This is a genomic window from Persicobacter diffluens (assembly GCF_036244895.1).
Classification (GTDB): Bacteria; Bacteroidota; Bacteroidia; order Cytophagales; family Cyclobacteriaceae; genus Persicobacter; species Persicobacter diffluens.
In genome coordinates, this window is the sequence record NZ_BQKE01000001.1 from 3400676 (window position 1) to 3420063 (window position 19388).

Genomic DNA, 19388 nt, shown 5'->3' on the forward strand with positions numbered 1-19388 from the left:
ATTGTATCAGCAAAGTTACAAGAAATGAGTAAAAAAAGAAGAAAGAGGAAAAAAAATCCACAAACCCCTCACTCAAAGCCGATAAGCTTAATTAAAAGTTAAGAAATTAATTGTACCTACACGAATCAGGAGGCAAAAAAAGCTCCGACTTGGAGCTTTATGTTTTCAGGCAGACACTTTTGCGCTTAGTTCCACTTCCAGAATAAATTCATCATAAATGGTTTTATTCCCTAAATCATCAAAAAAACTACCGGAACCATAGCGCACATTGAATTCGGTTCGGTCTACAGTAATCGTCGCTTTGGCTTTCAGACTCTCTTTATCCACCTCCACGACCGCCGGAAATTTCAATTCTTTCGTGATGCCCTTAATGGTCAAATTACCCACCACCTTATATTCATTTTTTTCTTTTCCCTGCCGATAAACTTTAGTGATCACAAATTTGGCGGTGGGGTGCGCTTCTACTCCAAAAAAATCTTCTGACTTTAAATGCTTCTCCAGCTTTTTCTTCATCATCCCACCCAGGTCTTCCACCACAATGGAGGTCATGTCCAAAGAAAACGTCCCTCCTGTTATTACACCCTCCTCCACGGATAAGAAACCCGTTGTTATATTTACCGATCCATAGTGCTCTCCGGTCACCTTTTGCCCGATCCATTTCACCTTGGTTTGGGAGGGATCCACTTTATATTGAACGGCTTTTGGTGCCGAAAATACGAACAGGAGCATCGTCAGCAGACTAAGCATCAGGACTTTGATATTTTTCATTTTCATGCTGTTTTAATTGATCATAAGAATCACGAACACTGATAAAAACGAAAATACCCACAATAAAATCATATTCAGGCTAAATATTTCATTATTAAAAGCCCTGAATATCAACATCTAAACAAACCACTTATAGGCTTTCCAGAATAATCCTAAAAAAGAGTGAATGAAAGGATTTGGTCCTATCGCAAAACCTTCCTCCATCTTTTGTAGCAATCTGGGGTAATGTCCACCCAAAACCTTTTGCTCCAGAGGCCAGTGAAACTGCCGCATTATGGCCAGGCCCAGCTGACTAATTCCCATCCCCAACAAAATAGTCAGGGCCAAATCCTTATTAGACAGATACCACCTGTCCAAAATTTGATTGGTGAAATAATAAGCAGGAATCAGATAGGCCGCAAGTTCCCAAAACAAAAGAGGACTGAAGATATAATAGGCTTTTGGGCGAATCCGGGCGATTAACTGCACCACTAATGCCAAAAAACCTACCGGAAGAACGGCAAAGGTAAGGTTCCAGAACCAGCTGCCGTAATCCCCATAATACCAAAGTACCGGTACGCCAATCCATTTTAACAGGCTGACCATCAAATGAACCATTTCCGTTCTTTTGCATCGGGGCAGTTGTACCATTGCCTTATCAAACACAAACTTAAAGGAGGAGAACAGAAGAGCCGTATCTTCCTTGAACAAATTCACCTTAACCGGAGATCCGTTTGCTCTGCGCTCTCCGGAGCGATCAAAAAAACACCACTGCGCCTTGGTAGCCATCTAAAATTACAATTCGTAAAATTTCACAAAAATTTAAAGGATTTGCATAAAACCTATCCTGCACAGGCAAGTTAACCACAAGAATACACATCTGTATTATTTCCAACCTAATAAAACCTACATGAATTTCAAGAGACTCATTTGCCTGCCCATCTTATCCGTGTTGCTCCTCATTTCTTCCTGCTCTTCTGTCGGGGGATTGACGGGATCTGCCGGTAGTTTACTTGCCCTTGCTCAGGGAAATCCAAAACTTTCCAAATTTATGACTTTGGCACAGGCAGCGGGCATCAGTGGTTTGCTTTCAGGAGCAGATCCGCTTACTATTCTCGCTCCGAGTAATAATGCCTTTGCCGCTTTGGGGAATACCAAATTTCAGGAATTACTCGACCCGGACAATAAGGAAATGCTGACTGACATACTGAAAAACCATGTCCTTTCAGGCAGTGTGGATGCCAAAGACATGGCCAAAGCCGGTAGTGTAACCAACTTATTGGGCAACACCCTGGATGTTAGTGGCTCCGGCAATAATATCACTGTCGGGGGGGCCAACATTTTAGAAAAGGACATGAAAGCCGACAATGGCATTATCCAAATGGTAGATCAGCTTATTCTACCCTAAACAAAATTATCTATTACGGCCTTAGGGCAGGAAAAAAAGGGAATGGTTCCCTATTTGGAGTGTTAATCAAGACAACAAAATGATGGTGGTGCGCTCAGGCTCCACCAAACAGATTTACTGAATCGCAGCAGAAATAATTCGGGCTAAGCATTATTCCTGTCAACAAAAAAGGCGACCAAGCGGCCGCCTTTTTTTATCTTCTGAAGGATTCAAATCCCTTACCATAAACTCCCATTACTTTCCCCACTGAGATAAAGGCCTCCGGATCGGCCTTGGTAATTAAACTCAATAAAGTATTGGCCTCATGCTTTCGGGCCATAATCATCAAAATCTGTCGATCCTTTTTGGTAAAATGTCCCCTTCCATGAATAATTGTAAGGCCACGATTAAACTTCCTGCTGATCTCCTCGGCTATTAATTCCTCCCGCTCTGAGAAAACCATCACCTGTACAGATTGCTTTTCTCCGGTTAACACCAAATCCACCACATAGGAAATCACAAACATAATCACTCCGGCATAAACAATCGCTTCCACTTTTCGAAGCACCAGATAGGAGGCAAAGATGATTAAGATATCACAATATAAAAGGATGCGCCCCGGAGACACATTGTGGTATTTATTGATAATCATGGCGATAATGTCCGTTCCGCCCATACTACCGCCCTGTGATAACACCAAGCCAATACCCGTTCCCGAAATGGCCGAACCCACCACAACTGCTGAGAAAATATCATCTACCAGGGGCTCATGAAATACATATTCCGGAAATATATAAAACAACAGGGAAGACAATACCACCCCATATAATGTCCTCGATCCAAAGCGCGGGCCCAGCACTTTCACCCCTAAACCAATCAGGGCGATATTGATCAAAAAATAAGAAAAGGCCACCGGAATTTCAGTAGCGTAAAAAATTACGGTAGACACCCCTGTCAATCCACCACTGGATATTTTAAAAGGGATAATAAAAGCTGACCAACCCAAGCAGTGCAAAAATGCGCCTAAAGACATGATTGCATAGACTCTCAAGTTTTTTAGAGATTTCATTAATACGTTTTAATGCTGTGAAAAATTTGCGCAAAACTATTTCAAAAGGTTTGATTTACAAGCGTTACTGTCATCATTTTTTAGCCTGAAATGATATTCATCTTTATCACAGAATTCCATTTCTTCAATCCTTTCTTCCGCCTCTCAAAATTTGGTATATTGCCATAATTATAAAATCGAAATTTTAAACACCCCTACAGGAGCATGCCTTCAAAAAAATTATTCCTGCTGGATGCTATGGCCTTGATTTACAGGGCGCATTTCGCTTTCAGTAAAAACCCCAGAATAAACTCTAAAGGATTTAACACCGGAGCAGTCCTGGGATTCACTAATACACTACTGGATATTCTCCGCAACCAAAAACCGACACACATCGGAGTCGCTTTCGATCCACCGGGCCCTACCTTCCGTCATGAAGAATATGCGGAGTACAAGGCCCAGCGACAGGAAACCCCTGAAGACATCAAACTTTCCATTCCGATCGTCAAGGATTTGGTAAAAGCCTTTAACATTCCCGTGTTGGAAGTGCAGGGTTTTGAGGCCGATGATGTGATCGGCACCATGGCCAAAAGAGCGGCAAAAGAAGATTTTGAGGTGTTTATGATGACGCCGGATAAGGATTATGCTCAATTGGTGGAAGAACATGTCTTTCTGTATAAACCCGCCTATATGGGCAATGGGGTGGATATTTTGGGCATTCCGGAGGTATTGAAAAAATTTGATATCGCCAATGTAGACCAGGTCATTGATCTGCTGGGACTTATGGGAGATGCCTCTGATAATATTCCGGGTATTCCGGGAGTGGGACCCAAAACAGCCGTGAAGTATTTACAGAAATACGGATCGGTAGAAGGCTTGCTTGAAAATACACATGAGCTGAAAGGCAAAGCCAAAGAAAAGGTGGAAGCCAATAAAGAACTGGCCCTTTTATCAAAAAAACTGGCCACCATCTGTACTACCGTTCCAATTGAATTCAATGAAAAGGAACTGGAGCACAATGAACCTAATAAGGAAAAAGTAGGGGAGATTTTTGATGAGATGGAGTTCCGTACCCTGAAAAAAAGGGTATTTGGTGAAGAGGCTTCAGCTCCTAAAACTTCTACTGCATCCAATGTCAATGCCCAGGGGCAAATGGACTTGTTTGGTGGGGGAAGTGCAGCCAGCAGCCCGAAAAAAGTAGCGAAAAAGGCGGTACAACCTTCGCTTTTCGACGCTCCCGCGGCCAAGGAAGCTACAGTTCCGCAGGAGAAGAGCCGTTTTGAACTGGAAAAGAAAAATTACCATATGATTGCCTCCAAAGCGGAGAGGGAATCCTTATGCCAATATTTATTAAAGCAAAAAGAAGTTTGTTTCGATACAGAGACCACCTCCTTAAACCCTTTCCAGGCCCAACTTTGCGGAATCTCTTTTGCCTATAATGCCAATGAGGCTTACTATGTACACATTCCGGATGATGCGCCCGAATTAGCGCAGGAAGTGGTGGACGATTTCCGTGCCGTTTTTGAAGCAGAGGAAATTGTAAAGATTGCCCAGAACATCAAATACGATATGCTGGTATTGCGCAAATATAATCTGGAGTTGAAAGGGCCGCTTTTCGATACCATGATTGCGCATTATTTACTATCTCCGGAAGGCAAACACGGCATGGATGCCATGTCTGAGGATTATCTGAATTACACACCCATTTCTTTTAAATCGTTGACCGGAAAAGAAAAGGATAAAGCCAAGGACAATCTTTTCCTTCAGGTACCGGTAGAAAAAAGGGTAGATTATGCGGCAGAAGATGCCGACATTACCCTGCAATTGAAACAGTTTTTTACACCTCAGCTCCAGGAGGGCGGTGTTCAGCCTCTTATGGACGAGTTGGAAATGCCATTGGTCAGGGTACTGGCGGATATGGAAGCCAATGGTGTGAAAGTGAATACCGAAACCCTTGGAGAACTGTCAGACATTCTGGGCAATGAGAGCCAGCAAATTGAAAAACGCATTTATGAACTGGCAGGTAAGGAATTTAATATTGCTTCCCCAAAGCAGTTAGGCGTTATTCTTTTTGAGGAAATGAAATTGGTCGAAAAACCGAAAAAGACCAAGACCGGCCAATATGCGACAGGGGAGGAAATTCTTTCCAAACTGGCCCGGGAGCATGAAATATGCGCCCTGATTCTGGAGTTCCGCGAGCTGAACAAGCTAAAATCTACCTATGTCGATGCCCTACCGGAATTGATTGATGCCGAAGGACTGATTCACACCTCCTATCGTCAGGCCGTAGCGGCTACGGGCCGCTTGAGCTCTACCAATCCGAACTTACAAAACATTCCGATCCGTACGTCCAGAGGAAAGGAAATTCGAAAAGCATTTGTTCCAAGACAGGAGGACCATGTAATACTGGCGGTGGATTACTCCCAAATTGAGCTGCGCATTATGGCTGGCTTTGCTAAGGATGCCCATATGATTGAGGCCTTTAAAAATGGGGAAGATATTCACCGTGCCACCGCCGCCAAAGTATTTAAGGTATCCCCGGAAGAAGTGGACAGCGATATGAGAAGAAAAGCGAAAACCGCCAACTTCGGAATTATTTATGGAATCTCGGCCTTTGGTTTGGCAGAACGCCTGAACATTCCAAGGGGTGAAGCTTCTTCCATTATCAAGGCTTACTTTGAGGAGTTTCCGGCTGTGAAAACCTATATGGATAAGGTGGTGAATGATGCCCGGGAGTCCGGCTATGTGGAAACCATCATGAACCGCAGACGCTATTTAAGGGATATCAACTCCAGAAATGCAACCGTTCGTGGTTTTGCCGAGCGAAATGCCATCAATGCCCCGATTCAGGGATCAGCGGCAGACATCATTAAAAAAGCCATGATCAATATTCATGACTGGATGAGCCAACAGGAGCTGAAATCAAAAATGATCATGCAGGTACATGATGAATTGGTATTTGATGTGCATAAGGAAGAACTGGAACTGGTCAAGGCGCAGGTGATCCGAATGATGCAGGAAGCAGTACCTTTCGAAGTTCCGCTGGAAGTAGAAGCGGGAGTTGGGCAGAACTGGTTAGAAGCTCACTAATTTATTAATAATAAAATCCGGAGTTCATCGCTCCGGATTTTTTTTACCATTTATTATGTTGGCCTGTCAATTTCCTTCTCAGCGCACGCCAAGCTACGACCCAATGCGCCCTCCAGGTTGACCAATTCCCGAATTCCTTCTGCATAATAGCATATCGCTCCTTCAGACTTTCCCGGACGTGATTGGCCGAATGCCCGCCAATAAGATAATGGGCAATGGGAGCTTCCACTTTATAATTCAGGCGGGATTTTTTCAAAATCTTCAAACACCAGTCAAAATCGGCACTATGGCGATAATTCAGGTCATAGGGTGGACAAAGACTTCTTCTGGGGATAAAGGCCTGATGAGATACCACCATGCCTTTCAAAAATGAGGAAGCGGTGAGGTCTTCCGGCAATTGCCGGCTGGTTAATGCCGAGCGCGTACCCTGTACTTCTCGTGCATCATTCACCATTAAGGTTTCCCCATAGATCACATCTGCAGCATCCGGGGCACTATTGAAAATTTCCTGAAGAGTGGTATTGGACGCAAAGGTATCTCCGGCATTCAGAAAGAGCACAAATTCTCCCTTGGCCATTTCTAAGCCTTTATTCATGGCATCATAAATACCCTGATCAGGCTCAGAGACCCACTGGTCAATATGAGGCATTTGTGGCAGGCGATCGGCTAATCCATCCTTGGAATGACCATCTACCACCACATATTCAAAATCTGAAAAAGTCTGGGATTTTACACTCTGCCAGCTCAGCTCAAAAAGATCAGCGGCATTGTAAACCACCGTAATAATGGAGATTTTCAAAATGTTCGTCTTAGATAGAACGACAAAGCTATAAATTTTAAGTCGTATTTTTCATGCTTAAACCCTTGTTTAGTGGCATGGCGGGAAAAATGAAGAAACAGGTGCCTATTTCGAGTTTTTTCCAATGAAGCAGATGAATAAGGAGGGGGCAAGCTTAGCCAAATTAGGCTATTAAAAACAAAAAGTACCTGAATTGAATTGATGGTAAGCACTTTGGGGCAACGCTATAGATTAGCCATGCATAATTAGCGTAAAAAACCAGCTACATTGTAAAAAGCCTTTGGAATAGATTAACAGAAACTGACAGTGCTTAATTCGGGGCACGGTGTTTTTTCATAAAACTACCATTGGGCAAATAATAGGAAAGATCCGGAGACCAATGTGGAGCTATTTGATTTGAGTGCTTGTCTTTAATCTGATTACTATCTTTTACAGCATTGACTTTTTAATGCAAAATCTTCCACATTACCTGACCTGCTTTTGATTTTTTGTTTCGTTTTTCGAGAACAAAGAAATGATTGAGCATATGGGTTGGAAGGGCCGATCTAGCTTTATTTTAAAAAGCCCTGATCTCTGGATTAAGAGACTTCCGCCCGATAAATGTCAGTCTTCCCGATCAAATCATGATAACGGGTTTCATCATAATCCAAATAGCTTACAAATTTGTCCGGTAACACCACTGTAAATCGGGAGCCCTCTCCCAGCTTAGAATCTACCTTAATTTGCCCGCCCAGTGAATCCACTCTTCTTTTCACTAAGTTTAAGCCAAGGCCTGTACTCATCATGCTATAATCTGCACGATAGAACATCTTAAAGACGTGATCCAGTGATTCCTGAGGAATACCCACGCCATTATCCTCTACTTTAATCACGATTTGCCCGGCTTCTAGTCGCATTTCCACGCTAACAAATGGATTTTGTTTCTGAGGATCATGAAACCTGAACGCATTCTGCACCAAATTATAAATGATGATTTCAATGTCCAGTATGGGCAGTTTGATACTGTCCGGCATTTCCAGTTTAAAATTGAAATCAATTTTATCTTTCATGGCGATGTTTTTCAACTTGCCCTGCTCATGCACCTCGCGGATTAATTGCTGGAAAGAGATATAGCCCACCCGACTGTTACTGATTTTTTGCGCCATATGATAGGCGTTCACTTCTTTAATGAAATTATCCACCCGTTGAACCAATATCTCAGACTCTTGATGGTATTTCTTGATTGCCGTAAGTTCCTCCTCATATTTTGCTAATTGAAGCAGACCTGTCAAAGAAGCAATCGGCCCTCTTAAACTATGAGACATATGGCAAACCAGCTCATTCAAATTAGTATTCACCTGACTCAACTCCTCTTTCTGCTCAATGAGGTTTTCCTCCGCCTCCACTTTCTTTTCCAGCATGGCCTCCAGCTCCTCTGTTCGTTCCCTATCCTGATCCACTTTGATGTAAACCAACATCGCCGTTACTAACATGGCCAGACACTGGTTTATCCAAAGCGCCGTTAACTCAATACCACTATGCTCCATGGCACTGAAGACCGAAAGCATACTGGAAGTATAGGAACAATAGAGCAATGAAATAATCGGGATCAATAGCTTTACCACAAAGGGCAATACATTTTCTTCCCGGGGCGTAAGGCAAACCATCACCACTATAGGAAAAAAGAAATAGACCAAGCCGGTGGACTTGGACATTAACTGACAGCCCAAAAAGATATAGGTATTTTGAATGAGGAAAAGTATATCATGGGCCAGATCATCTTCCTTCCGCTGATAAAAATAGAAAGGGATAGACAACAGCACCAAAAAAGCCAGGTGATATACGATAAAGGATTCCCCACCCCAGAAGATGTCGATGAATAATTGCATAATCACCATAAGGTTAGTCGCAATCACCAGCTTGGGCAGTAAGAAGTACTTCCCATTAGATGGTGCGATCCCCTTTTCCTCTCTAAAACTTTGGAGGAAAGAAATTACCTTATGCAGTCCGATACCTTTACGCATGGAAATAGTAGATTTGCAATAATTATTATAAAAATACTGAATTATCGCTTATTTAATCAAATAAAGACCTAGAAATAAAAAGATTCAGTACAGCGGTTAAATTCTCTTCAATTTCTTAGATAAGGTACATTATCTACACATCCCCAAAAAATACCTCATCCAGTAATAAATCTGCCCTAATTTAGTCAGACTACTACCAGCAACACAAAATAAAGATAATATTTTTGCAAAATTATTTAATAACTTACTTCAAAAAAATTTCACAATTGGGGAAAAACCGCTCACCTCAGCCTTTTTAAACTTATCCTCCCCAATCAAAAAAACAGCCCTGAGCGGCATATTTTAACCATTTTTGAAATAATTGATGATTTTACCACGGGAATTTAGCCTGAGCAGCACCGTAGATAAAATGGAATTTTGATCATTACCTAACATGAAGGCATTGGATGGCCTTTCATCGCCTATCCACCCTATTCCCAAGGACGGAACCCTTTCATTCCGTAGACAAAAACTAATGCCCTATATTAAAAAGCACTTATTTCACAGGAAAATGAAAGCGAATGATGCAGGCTTGAATACCCGCTTGGCTGCAAGGCGGGAAAAATGAAGGAATACTTTCCTATTTCGAGCTTTTTACAAGGCGGCAGAGGAATGAGGAGCAAGCAAGCTTGCCCCAATTTGGGCGATTAAAAAATTAGTTAACATAAACTAATTGAGCCGAAAAATAAGCCGCTTAAGGGGAGTCCCTAAAGCTGGCGGTGATTAATTCGACTTAAAAGAGCAAGCCCTTCTTTAACCCCATTTCAACAAAACCCCTTGCGCGGTAATAAGGATAAACAATGCTTTTCCCAATACATCTGCCGGCATTAAAAATGCTCGAAAATAGAGAACTGTCCTTTATATTATCGGCCGTCTCTCCGCCCTTTCACCCGCATAATTCCTGTATCTTTAACTACCCAAGCAGGAATAGGAGACAAAAAAAAGACCGTTTTAAAAACGGTCTTTTTTTTATTCTACTACGGTATAATACATCCTGATGATCACCTCATCTCCGAAGAACTTTAAGCCTTCGAGCTGGTCATGAAATGGAGCAGGCACCAACATCAACTTATTTTTCTCTTCCATTCGTTCCGTAATCAATGCCTGCATATAACGGGTTAATGGGGTCTTATAATAAGTCTTATTTTCATTGGGCGACATCCGTACAACATTATCTCCGGCGTTTTCCAAAGTAGGATCAAAGCTATCCAGAGGAAGTAAATTTGAGGTAAAGGTCCTATAATCCTCATCTACCTTATAAATGAGGATAGGATTTGGAACCCTTTGCTCATCGGTCACCTCGGTATCATCATAAGGAATTAATAACTCCGCTGAATTTACCAAAATCGCATTACCATCGCCTAGCGTATCCAAATAGTTTTGCATCAGCGAATCCATTTTCAATACTGCATAAACGCCTGCTCCGGCTTTCAGATAACCGTCACCGGAATCTCCCTCTCCATTAATCCGAATAAAACGCATGGTGTCCTGAAGTGCCGGATAAGCCGACTGGCTGTAATCCTGAGCCATGCCGGTAAAGTTGGCAAAGAAACTGGTATCAGCGGTATTAAAGTAAGAGAAGGAATAACTCGCAAAGGCGGTATCAGTAGCCGTGTGGTAATGTACCAACAAACCGGAGTTGTCCAAATTAAAGCCCAACATTCCATTAGTGGTTCCGGCCTCATCTACCAGGGCGTAGCCTGGAAAGTCTTTACTGAATTCCGTTTGCTGCAAGGCTTCCAATTCTTCCTGCTCCACTTGTGCATAAGAAAATAAAGAAAAACCTAAACCATCCGGCATTCTCAAAGAATAGGTCGTATCCACCGCATTGGTATTATCTTCCTGATCAATGACCAAATTCCGACTAATGATCGCGTTTGCCTCATAAGGCACCGCATCAAAAGTATAAAAATTACGGTCAGGTCGTTCCGTAGAATCCGGGGTTTGGGTCAGCTCATGCAGTCCCAAGCGAATGGGATTGTCAAAAACTTCACCATATCCATAAATGGTACTCAGATTCAGGGTTAAGGAATCATAAGAAGCATCCTCAGGAATTATTCTGGAAGATCTTCTCATCATCGAATAAACCGTGGCCTTTTGGCTACCAAATTCATCATCCTGAATGGAACCCACCAATGCCCGTCCCTGATTCACCGAAGTACGGACAGAATCATAACGAAACAAATCAATGGGAATGGTGATCTCAATATACTTGGTTTTGGTCGGGTCGAAACCTGGATTAAAACCCGCGGAGGGGTTCATGGAATCTTGACAAGACGTAAAAAAAAGGACTAATGCACCGATTAGCCCTAATATTGGTTGGAAGGTTTTGTTACCCAACAAGCTCATTATAAATATTATAGTATTTATCTAAATAATCATCCTCAACGACGGAGTCAATTTGCTTGTGAGCCAATGAATCAAAAAGTCCTTTTAATGAATCATTGTATTGCTCCTCTTCAGCTTTCACAACTGCATCAGCATACTCAACACCCATCTTGATGAATCCTTCGAAGTCGGTTGACATTGGCGTCAACATCTCGTCCTCGATATCAATCATCTTAATTTTCTCGAAGATATCCTCCGAAAACTTCTGAGGCAAGTGATTATTGTAAATTGTGAAAACCGATTTCGCATTTTTGAAAATCGGATCGTTCTTGTAGGAAGTTTTCAAATACATTGGAATCAAACCGGTCATCCAGTCGTTGCAGTGAACAACGTCCGGCTCCCAGCCTAATTTCTTCACGGTTTCGATTACTCCTTTACAAAAGAAGATCGCACGCTCATCGTTATCGGCGTGCAAATTATTTTCCTTATCAACAAATACAGATTTACGCTGGAAATAATCCTCGTTATCGATGAAATATACCTGAAGGCGTGCATTCGGAATAGAAGCCACCTTGATGACTAAAGGCTTTTCCTCCTCGCCAACGGCAATATTAATTCCTGATAGACGAACTACCTCATGTAGTCGATTCTTGCGTTCGTTGATCAATCCGAAACGCGGCACCATAATCCGAATCTCCATTCCACGCTCCTGCATTTCCTGTGGGAGCTTGCGAACAAAGTCCGCTACTTGCGAAGTTTGGAGAAATGGGTTAATTTCCGTAGCTACGTATAGAATTCGAAGTTTTGACATAACTGTTATTGAATAAGATTAATCAAACAAAGGGGAATACAAAATTACGAAATTTTCCTCGATTCTCAATTTATTTAGGTTAAAATCATAGATTTAGGGTTTGAATCGAAGGATCATATCAGGATACATGCAAGTAATTAATACCATTTCTGACATCAGAAAAAGCCTGCAAACTGTTCGCCTTGAGGGTCAATCCATTGGATTTGTCCCCACAATGGGCGCCTTACATGAAGGGCATATTTCTTTAATTGAACAGTCCGTTAAGGACAATGACGTTACGGTTTGCAGCATATTTGTCAACCCAACACAATTTAATAATGCCGAGGACCTGGAAAAATATCCCCGTACACTAGAGGGGGATATCGCTTTATTGGAAGCGGCCAAATGTGACTATATTTTTGCGCCGGATGCCAAAACGATGTACCCGGGAGAAAATCCCCTCGGCTTTAATTTCCATCCACTGGACAGTGTGATGGAGGGTAAATTCCGCCCGGGACACTTCAGCGGGGTAGGCCTGGTGGTGAATAAATTATTCAATATCGTACAACCCACCCGCGCTTATTTTGGGGAAAAAGATTTCCAACAACTGGCCATCATTAAAAAAATGGTGACCGATTTAAACATTCCCATTGAAATAGTGGGTTGCCCGATCAGTCGGGAAGCCAATGGGCTGGCCAGAAGCTCCCGTAACCGCCGATTATCAGAGCACGCCAAAAATGAAATTGCTCCGGCCATCAATCAGGCGCTGATGAGCACAGCTCAAACGCTTCGTCGGCAGGGTTCTTTGGAAAAAGCACGCATGGCTTTTGAGAATGTAATGGCAAAGCATCCCGAAATGGAAGTAGAGTATATGGAGATGGTGGATGCCCACACCTTGGAAAAAGTGGAAAAACTTAAATTAGGACAGCGCATAACCGTTTGTGTGGCAGCATTCTTGGAGGGAGTAAGATTGATCGACAATCGATCTTTTAATATTTAAGATAGCAAGATAATGGCAATCGCAAGAGAGCAGAAAACGGTTTTTCCGGACTGCTATCGTCCTAAGGAAAGTTAATTTTTATTAGGGATAGTTACATAAAATCACAAACTTGCGATTGAGTTGGTTATCACTCAAATTTGAAGATTGATAACCCCCAAAATCACATTCATCTTATAAGGAGATGCTTCTTTTGGAAAGAAAATGAATATTGAGGTAGTAAAATCGAAAATCCATCGCGTAAAAGTTACGCAGGCTGAATTACATTATGTAGGTAGTATCACCATCGATGCTGATCTTTTGGACGCAGCCAACATCCTGGAAGGGGAGAAAGTTCAAATCGTTAATGTTAATAATGGCGAACGAATTGAGACTTATACCATCGCTGGTGAAAGAGGTAGTGGAATGGTGTGTTTGAACGGACCTGCCGCCCGTCGTGTTCAGGTAGGAGATATCATCATCATTATCTCTTATGGCTCAATGGATTTTGAAGAAGCCAAAAAAGGATTCAAGCCATCGATTGTTTTCCCTGACGGTGACAATCGTATCGCTTAAAAATTTTTAGCAAGCCCGCTATGGGTTCCACAGTTTTTATTAAAAAGTTCAGCTTTGTGGCCATTGTGCTGAAGAGCTGAACTTTTTTCTTTTCCCCCCGACCATGAAGCAATTAAAACAAATCGCCCAATACATCCTCTCCCTCAGCCTCGCTTTAGGGCTTTTGTATTATGTCTTTCGGGACATGGATTTTAGCGACTTTCAGGCAAGGGCTGAAGACCTGACCTACGGATGGATATACGTATCTTTTGCGATGGCGCTGATAAGCCACTGGGCAAGGGCTTACCGCTGGAACTTACTGCTGAAGCCCCTAGGGTATCAGCACCTGAGCGTCTGGAGAACCTTTCTGGCGGTAATGGTGGGCTATTTTGCTAATCTGATTATTCCCAGAGCCGGAGAAGTAGCGCGCTGTGCCATACTGGCCAAATCCGATAAGGTTCCCTTATCCACCGGAGTAGGGAGCGTGGTTGCTGAGCGCCTTTTTGATTTCATTATATTATTGGTGAGCGTGGCTTTAGTGCTCTTACTGGAGTTTGAAGTACTCTTTCAATTCCTGTCGGATCTGATCTCTGAAAAATTTGGTCAAAGCCTGTCCCTATTACCTTTGGTTTCCGTCATGCTTGCGCTGGGATTATTGGGAATGGCCGGAATGGTATACCTATGGAGGTTTAAAAGGGCCTGGCTACGCAAAAACGCTTTTTTCGTGAAGATAGAGTCCTTTTTAGAGCAATTGGCTAAAGGGCTTTTGAGTTTTCGTTCCATAGAGAACAAATGGGGTTTTGTGCTTTCCACCATTGTGATCTGGGCCATGTACTTTACCATGTCCTTTGTTATCTTTTTCGCCTGGCCGGAGACTGCACATTTTGGCCCCAGAATTGGCCTGACCCTTTTTGTAATGGGAGGACTGGGAATGGCCGCCCCTGTACAGGGGGGCATTGGCGCCTATCACTGGATTGTTTCCCGAACTTTGGCGCTTTACGGACTTCCGTTAACCGATGGGGTTTTCTTCGCTACGGTATTGCACACTTCTCAAACAATTATGCTGTTGATAGTGGGGGGAATTTCCCTGGCCATCTCTCTCATCCTTTTCGGCAAGGACCAAAAAGTCGATCAACAAAAAGCACCTTTAGTAAAACCACAATAGGTAATCATTAATTTCAAGATGAAAACTACTGCAGATAAAATCATTTCCTGGTCAGACATTGATCAAACCATGGACGCCTACCGCCAGAAAGGCGAAAAAATTGTCTTTTCTAACGGCTGTTTTGATATCCTTCATTTGGGCCATATCGATTATCTGGAAAAATCCCGCCAAAAGGGAGATCGATTAGTGATTGGACTCAACACTGATGCCTCCGTCCAAAAATTGAAAGGCCCCGAACGTCCGATCAATAATGAATATTCCCGCGCCCGCATGTTGGCGGCTTTGGCTTTTGTGGACAATGTCATTCTTTTCGGAGAGCAAACCCCTCTGAAATTAATCGAAACGGTGAAGCCGGACATCCTAGTGAAAGGAAACGATTATTCGGTGGAAAATATTGTAGGCGCCCCTTTCGTTTTGGAAAACGGCGGAAGTGTAGAAACCGTAGACCTTGTGGATGGCTTCTCTACCACCAATATCATCGATAAAATCAAAAAATTCGGATAATCCATGAAGTGGCATTTCTCTCTCTTGTTTTTCGCTTATTTTTTCATTTCTCTGGCAAATGCCCAGAAAATAACAGAACAACGAACTATAGGGGAGATGGATGCGCAATACATGCAGGCCCGTGAATATGGTATGTTCAAGCCATCTGCCCTTAAAATCTTATCCAAAGTGGATACCACTTTAAAGGACATGAAAGCATTTGAGGACATTCAAAAAATGGCCCTGCATTTCCCCCAAACCGTCTCCCTGCAAGAAATTCACTACACCAGCAATTACCAGGGCAAAGCAATCCTCCTCTCCGGATTATTATTGCAACCTGCCGGAGAAAGCAAAGGCGTCATCCTGCATCACCATGGCACCATCTATCCGGCGGCCCAAAAACTCGCCCCATCCGCAAGCGAAATATCTAATAGTCAAAAAGATCATTTCACACAGGAATTATCCGTTGGAGCCACGCTGGCATCCAACGGCTTCACCGTCCTGATGCCGGATTACGTGGGCTACAATACCAGCAAGCACACCGAACACCCATATACCCTGAATAAAATTAACGCCCAAAATTCGGTGGATATGTTATTGGCTTATTCGGAAGCAAATGCCAAAGCCCCAAAAAAAGTATATTTGAGCGGAATATCTGAAGGAGCCGCCATAGGATTAGCGAGTCAGCAGATATTAGAGACCCGATACCCCAGGCAATACCAAATACAGGGCGGATATTTTTATGCTGGCCCTCATGACTTTTCCGGAACCGTACAATGGTTTTGTCAACAGGAAAAAGCACGAACACCGGTAGCCGCCATTTATATGTGGAGTGCCTGGGCTGTAGCGGAGGGATACGATTACCCCATCAGGGAAATTTACGCTCAAAAGGCGAAATCTTACCGTAAGTACTTCCGTCCCTGGTTTTTCCTTTCCGGCCAGAAAAAGCCTGAAAAGCTATTGAATAAGGAATTTTTAGTCACTATGAATGCAGCCCCTGAAACGCATCCTTTCTTTAAAGTTTCAAAAGACAACAGCCCTATTTACTGGCAGCCAGCGGCCCCTGTTTACCTTTTCCATGGAACCCATGACGGTTTGGTTCCTACCCTCAACAGCGAAAATGCTTTTCGGGAAATGCAGCAATCCGGTGGAAACGTACGGTACATTCCATTAGCGGGAAAAGGGCACCTTTCCGGTGTTATGGACTATTTTTTCCAGTATCTGGATGCTCTGAATACCCAGTCTTACAAGCCTACTCCTTAGTTTTTTTCTTCCAGGTATAGGCAATCCGGATTTGTGTAAAAAAATCATGTCGGTCAAACTCACCATCGGTGGCCTGTCTGGTTTTCTGATAATTGAACAGCAGGGTATAGGACCATTTGCTTTTGGAGACCATACCTATACCCGCACCAAAACGATTCCGGTTCCTGAAAACTTCATCTGCTTCTCCCCCCATATTAAAGAATAGCTCCCCATAAGCCATCAGGAAATAAAGATTTTCCTTAGAAATCCGCCAAAGCGGAATACGGGTATCCACCTTATAGCGTCCACGCGTCACCAACTCAGTCGCCGCCTCCTCTGAATACCGACTGATACGTTCTTCCACCCGCGCATAATGGTTTACATCCATCCATTCAATAATGGGCCATTTTAATCCGACTCCTAAGTAGGGGCGAATTTCCAGATGGTTCTGTTCCTTTTGATAAGTGTTATAAATAGTATTCAAACCGGCCCTGATATTCCATCGCTTACTTACATTATAGCGTACCATGGGATGAACATAATACCGGTGCCATTCTTGCGAGCCATAAAATTGCCGGTATCCCACCCCAAGTTGCCCTACCCACTTATCATTCCACATATAGCCCGGACGAAACTCGCCCCAGAACTGCCCATCCTGAGCCGAAGCGCTTTGACTGACAAAAAAGGACATAAAAATCCCCAATGCAAATAGATGCATCTGTTTAGCCCCAATCCGATGAGTAAAACCGAGTCTTTTTATCTCCCTTAAAATCAATCCCTTTTCCTTTAAAATTACTACGAAACAAGAAAAAATGGTGCAAAGCCTTAATTTCAGCCTTGTCAATTTCAGTCATTCTGATGTTCAAAATTGATCGAATTACGGCATTCCTCCCGACATGTGGTATGAAAAAAATCATATTCTCGAAATGGTATGGATATTGATATTAATCGTATATTTGCGATAAACGATTAATCCATGAATAAAGATAAAACGAATCACTTCAATTCAAAGCAGCAAAGGCTGGCCGAACTGGCAAAGGCATTGGCCCATCCGGCCAGGGTGGCCATTTTACAAACTTTGGCAGCAGCAGATGAATGCATCTGTGGTGATTTTGTGGACCAACTTCCACTTTCACAGTCGACGGTCAGCCAGCACTTAAAAGAACTGAAGAATGCAGGCTTGATATGCGCCAGTGCACACCCGCCCAAAATGTTTTATTGCCTGAATAAGGAAGTATGGAAGGAATGGGAAGAACTTCAGCAACTGGTATTTCCCAAGGGGGGAAAAACTGCAGAAGTGCTCTAAAGGGAGCAGCTTGTTGTGATCATAGATTTTACCCAAATTCATCGTCAATTAACGATAGATAATGCAGCCATTAAATAATAACCCTTGGTGGGGCCTTTCAAAAGAAAGTAGACAATTAATCCTGCTGGCACTTCCAATAATCGGAGGTAACCTATTGCAAATGGCCTATAACCTGACCGATATGTTGTGGTTGGGAAGAGTAGGGAGTGATGCAGTGGCTGCCGTTGGAACCGCTGGCTTTTTCCTCAACCTTGGCGCCGCCCTCTTTTCCATTGTATTGACGGGGGTCAGCGTAAAAGTTGCCCAATTTGCTGGTGCTGGCAAGCGCGACATCATCAGTCAGTTTATCACCTCCGCTACCTGGTTCACCTTAGTCCTTGGTTTCCTTTACACCATTTTCCTGTGGACTGGAAGAAAGCCGCTCATTGCTTTTTTTGATTTAAATGATCCGGAAGTAGAATCCATGGCAGCACATTACCTCTTCATTATCGGAGGGAGTGTAGTACTACAATTTCTGAACTTTCTCTTTACAGCCATATTTAATGCCCATGGTAAAACGGCGGTTTCCTTCAGGGCTGGCGCGCTGGGAATGGTAGTGAATATTATGCTTGACCCCTTGTTCATTTGGGGCTTGAATTTGAGCGTTGAAGGAGCTGCTTTTGCTACGCTTTTAGCCCGGTTGATCGTCTTTCTGCGTTTTCTGATCCTTTTCAGGCAACAAAAAGATATTCAGTTTGCCAAAAGTGCCCCGGATCTCAGACACTTAACCGATATTTTGAAATTGGGTAGTCCGGTGGGTTTTCAGCGGATTATCTTCGTGGGCATTCAAATTATCATGGCAAAGATTTTGGCCGAATGGGGCGCTACTGCCATCGCCGTCCAGAAAATAGGCCTGGAACTGGAAGCCCTGAGTTATATGACCATGGCCGGAATGTCACAGGCCATGACCATCCGGATTGGTCACCATTTTGGCGCAAAAAGGATAAGTCAAATTCCCAACACTTATAAACAAGGGCTGAAAATTGCACTGCTGGTAGGCATCAGCATTACCAGCTTGTTCTGGCTATTTCCGGAACAAATGATCCGCCTATTTGTCCATGAACCGGAAAGCATTGCCATGGGAACAGATTACCTTTTCATTCTCGGTGCCAGTCAACTTTTTATGTGCATCGAAATGCTTACCATGGGCTCCTATAATGGCATCGGGAAAACCCATGTCCCGCCGATGGTCAGCATTTGCTTTACCGGATTGCGCATCCCCTTGGCGCTTTTCATGGCCCACCAATTGGCCATGGGGGCACAAGGCGTTTGGTGGGCCGTTAGCATCAGCAGTATCGCCAAAGGATTACTGCTACCCGCACTTTTTTGTATCACCCTTTATAAAATGAAAAAAAAGGACCAGCTGCTGGCCCCTCTAAATATTTAGCCCT

17 protein-coding genes are annotated in these 19388 nt (G+C 43.2%); 9 read left to right on the top strand and 8 right to left on the bottom strand.

All coding sequences use genetic code 11. The features are described from left to right. Positions 1-165: 165 nt before the first annotated feature. Together AAA970_RS14020 and AAA970_RS14025 are read right to left on the bottom strand one after the other, a co-directional pair. Positions 166-768, bottom strand: a complete 603-nt coding sequence (locus AAA970_RS14020; RefSeq protein WP_338237553.1) for a YceI family protein — start codon at positions 766-768, stop codon at positions 166-168. A gap of 117 nt (positions 769-885) precedes the next feature. Further along, positions 886-1536 (bottom strand): hypothetical protein, encoded by a 651-nt coding sequence (locus AAA970_RS14025; RefSeq protein ID WP_338237554.1) that lies wholly within the window; start codon positions 1534-1536, stop codon positions 886-888. Positions 1537-1657: 121 nt separating this feature from the next. Between AAA970_RS14025 and AAA970_RS14030 the strand changes: the two genes are divergently transcribed. After that, positions 1658-2155 carry a fasciclin domain-containing protein gene (locus AAA970_RS14030; RefSeq protein WP_338237555.1) on the top strand — a complete coding sequence of 166 codons (498 nt, stop codon included), beginning with the start codon at positions 1658-1660 and terminating at the stop codon, positions 2153-2155. Between the two features lie 193 nt (positions 2156-2348). Here AAA970_RS14030 and AAA970_RS14035 read toward each other — a convergent pair whose 3' ends face one another. Further along, a complete protein-coding gene (locus AAA970_RS14035; RefSeq protein ID WP_338237556.1) occupies positions 2349-3203 on the bottom strand; it encodes a YitT family protein in 855 nt (284 codons plus the stop codon). Between the two features lie 204 nt (positions 3204-3407). Here AAA970_RS14035 and polA point away from each other — a divergent pair, with 204 nt between their 5' ends. Beyond that, entirely contained in the window at positions 3408-6272 is a 2865-nt protein-coding gene (polA, locus tag AAA970_RS14040) for a DNA polymerase I (protein WP_338237557.1), read from the top strand. Between the two features lie 43 nt (positions 6273-6315). Here the strand turns inward: polA and AAA970_RS14045 are convergent, their stop codons facing one another. The 4 genes from AAA970_RS14045 to AAA970_RS14060 all read right to left on the bottom strand — a co-directional run bounded on the left by AAA970_RS14045 (position 6316) and on the right by AAA970_RS14060 (position 12252). Next, entirely contained in the window at positions 6316-7071 is a 756-nt protein-coding gene (locus AAA970_RS14045) for a glycosyltransferase family 2 protein (RefSeq protein ID WP_338237558.1), read from the bottom strand. Between the two features lie 578 nt (positions 7072-7649). Continuing rightward, a complete protein-coding gene (locus tag AAA970_RS14050; protein WP_338237559.1) occupies positions 7650-9074 on the bottom strand; it encodes a sensor histidine kinase in 1425 nt (474 codons plus the stop codon). A 1008-nt stretch (positions 9075-10082) separates the two neighbouring features. After that, positions 10083-11375 (bottom strand): DUF4270 family protein, encoded by a 1293-nt coding sequence (locus AAA970_RS14055; RefSeq protein ID WP_338237560.1) that lies wholly within the window; start codon positions 11373-11375, stop codon positions 10083-10085. A 70-nt stretch (positions 11376-11445) separates the two neighbouring features. Then, the gene (locus tag AAA970_RS14060; RefSeq protein ID WP_053406580.1) at positions 11446-12252 is read right to left on the bottom strand and encodes a glycogen/starch synthase; all 807 of its coding nucleotides are present in this window, start codon (positions 12250-12252) and stop codon (positions 11446-11448) included. A 127-nt stretch (positions 12253-12379) separates the two neighbouring features. Here AAA970_RS14060 and panC point away from each other — a divergent pair, with 127 nt between their 5' ends. From panC to AAA970_RS14085, 5 genes are all read left to right on the top strand, one after another. Beyond that, complete coding sequence (gene panC, locus AAA970_RS14065) at positions 12380-13231, top strand: pantoate--beta-alanine ligase (RefSeq protein WP_053406579.1); 852 nt, start codon at positions 12380-12382, stop codon at positions 13229-13231. A gap of 201 nt (positions 13232-13432) precedes the next feature. Then, positions 13433-13783, top strand: coding sequence for an aspartate 1-decarboxylase (panD, locus tag AAA970_RS14070; RefSeq protein WP_338237561.1), 351 nt, complete (start codon positions 13433-13435; stop codon positions 13781-13783). Positions 13784-13886: 103 nt separating this feature from the next. Further along, on the top strand, positions 13887-14927 hold the full coding sequence (locus AAA970_RS14075; RefSeq protein WP_338237562.1) for a lysylphosphatidylglycerol synthase transmembrane domain-containing protein: 1041 nt from the start codon (positions 13887-13889) through the stop codon (positions 14925-14927). Positions 14928-14945: 18 nt separating this feature from the next. Further along, positions 14946-15431: a D-glycero-beta-D-manno-heptose 1-phosphate adenylyltransferase gene (rfaE2, locus tag AAA970_RS14080; protein WP_072159121.1), complete on the top strand. Its 486-nt coding sequence runs from the start codon at positions 14946-14948 to the stop codon at positions 15429-15431. Positions 15432-15434: 3 nt separating this feature from the next. Further along, entirely contained in the window at positions 15435-16673 is a 1239-nt protein-coding gene (locus tag AAA970_RS14085; protein WP_338237563.1) for an alpha/beta hydrolase family protein, read from the top strand. On the opposite strand, the gene AAA970_RS14090 is transcribed toward AAA970_RS14085, so the two are convergent. Then, positions 16663-17370 carry a DUF2490 domain-containing protein gene (locus tag AAA970_RS14090; protein WP_338237564.1) on the bottom strand — a complete coding sequence of 236 codons (708 nt, stop codon included), beginning with the start codon at positions 17368-17370 and terminating at the stop codon, positions 16663-16665. The two genes, AAA970_RS14085 and AAA970_RS14090, sit on opposite strands and share 11 nt — an antisense overlap. Before the next feature lie 258 nt (positions 17371-17628). Between AAA970_RS14090 and AAA970_RS14095 the strand changes: the two genes are divergently transcribed. Together AAA970_RS14095 and AAA970_RS14100 are read left to right on the top strand one after the other, a co-directional pair. Beyond that, positions 17629-17958: an ArsR/SmtB family transcription factor gene (locus tag AAA970_RS14095; protein WP_053406574.1), complete on the top strand. Its 330-nt coding sequence runs from the start codon at positions 17629-17631 to the stop codon at positions 17956-17958. A gap of 61 nt (positions 17959-18019) precedes the next feature. Next, the gene (locus tag AAA970_RS14100) at positions 18020-19384 is read left to right on the top strand and encodes an MATE family efflux transporter (RefSeq protein WP_338237565.1); all 1365 of its coding nucleotides are present in this window, start codon (positions 18020-18022) and stop codon (positions 19382-19384) included. Positions 19385-19388 lie beyond the last annotated feature (4 nt).

Bases quoted from the DNA above. Each gene is read 5' to 3' on its own strand.
- AAA970_RS14020 (WP_338237553.1), bottom strand. From the start codon at position 768: ATGAAAAATATCAAAGTCCTGATGCTTAGTCTGCTGACGATGCTCCTG.
- AAA970_RS14025 (WP_338237554.1), bottom strand. From the start codon at position 1,536: ATGGCTACCAAGGCGCAGTGGTGTTTTTTTGATCGCTCCGGAGAGCGC.
- AAA970_RS14030 (WP_338237555.1), top strand. From the start codon at position 1,658: ATGAATTTCAAGAGACTCATTTGCCTGCCCATCTTATCCGTGTTGCTC.
- AAA970_RS14035 (WP_338237556.1), bottom strand. From the start codon at position 3,203: ATGAAATCTCTAAAAAACTTGAGAGTCTATGCAATCATGTCTTTAGGC.
- polA (WP_338237557.1), top strand. From the start codon at position 3,408: ATGCCTTCAAAAAAATTATTCCTGCTGGATGCTATGGCCTTGATTTAC.
- AAA970_RS14050 (WP_338237559.1), bottom strand. From the start codon at position 9,074: ATGCGTAAAGGTATCGGACTGCATAAGGTAATTTCTTTCCTCCAAAGT.
- AAA970_RS14055 (WP_338237560.1), bottom strand. From the start codon at position 11,375: ATGAACCCCTCCGCGGGTTTTAATCCAGGTTTCGACCCGACCAAAACC.
- AAA970_RS14060 (WP_053406580.1), bottom strand. From the start codon at position 12,252: ATGTCAAAACTTCGAATTCTATACGTAGCTACGGAAATTAACCCATTT.
- panC (WP_053406579.1), top strand. From the start codon at position 12,380: ATGCAAGTAATTAATACCATTTCTGACATCAGAAAAAGCCTGCAAACT.
- panD (WP_338237561.1), top strand. From the start codon at position 13,433: ATGAATATTGAGGTAGTAAAATCGAAAATCCATCGCGTAAAAGTTACG.
- AAA970_RS14075 (WP_338237562.1), top strand. From the start codon at position 13,887: ATGAAGCAATTAAAACAAATCGCCCAATACATCCTCTCCCTCAGCCTC.
- rfaE2 (WP_072159121.1), top strand. From the start codon at position 14,946: ATGAAAACTACTGCAGATAAAATCATTTCCTGGTCAGACATTGATCAA.
- AAA970_RS14085 (WP_338237563.1), top strand. From the start codon at position 15,435: ATGAAGTGGCATTTCTCTCTCTTGTTTTTCGCTTATTTTTTCATTTCT.
- AAA970_RS14090 (WP_338237564.1), bottom strand. From the start codon at position 17,370: ATGCATCTATTTGCATTGGGGATTTTTATGTCCTTTTTTGTCAGTCAA.
- AAA970_RS14095 (WP_053406574.1), top strand. From the start codon at position 17,629: ATGAATAAAGATAAAACGAATCACTTCAATTCAAAGCAGCAAAGGCTG.
- AAA970_RS14100 (WP_338237565.1), top strand. From the start codon at position 18,020: ATGCAGCCATTAAATAATAACCCTTGGTGGGGCCTTTCAAAAGAAAGT.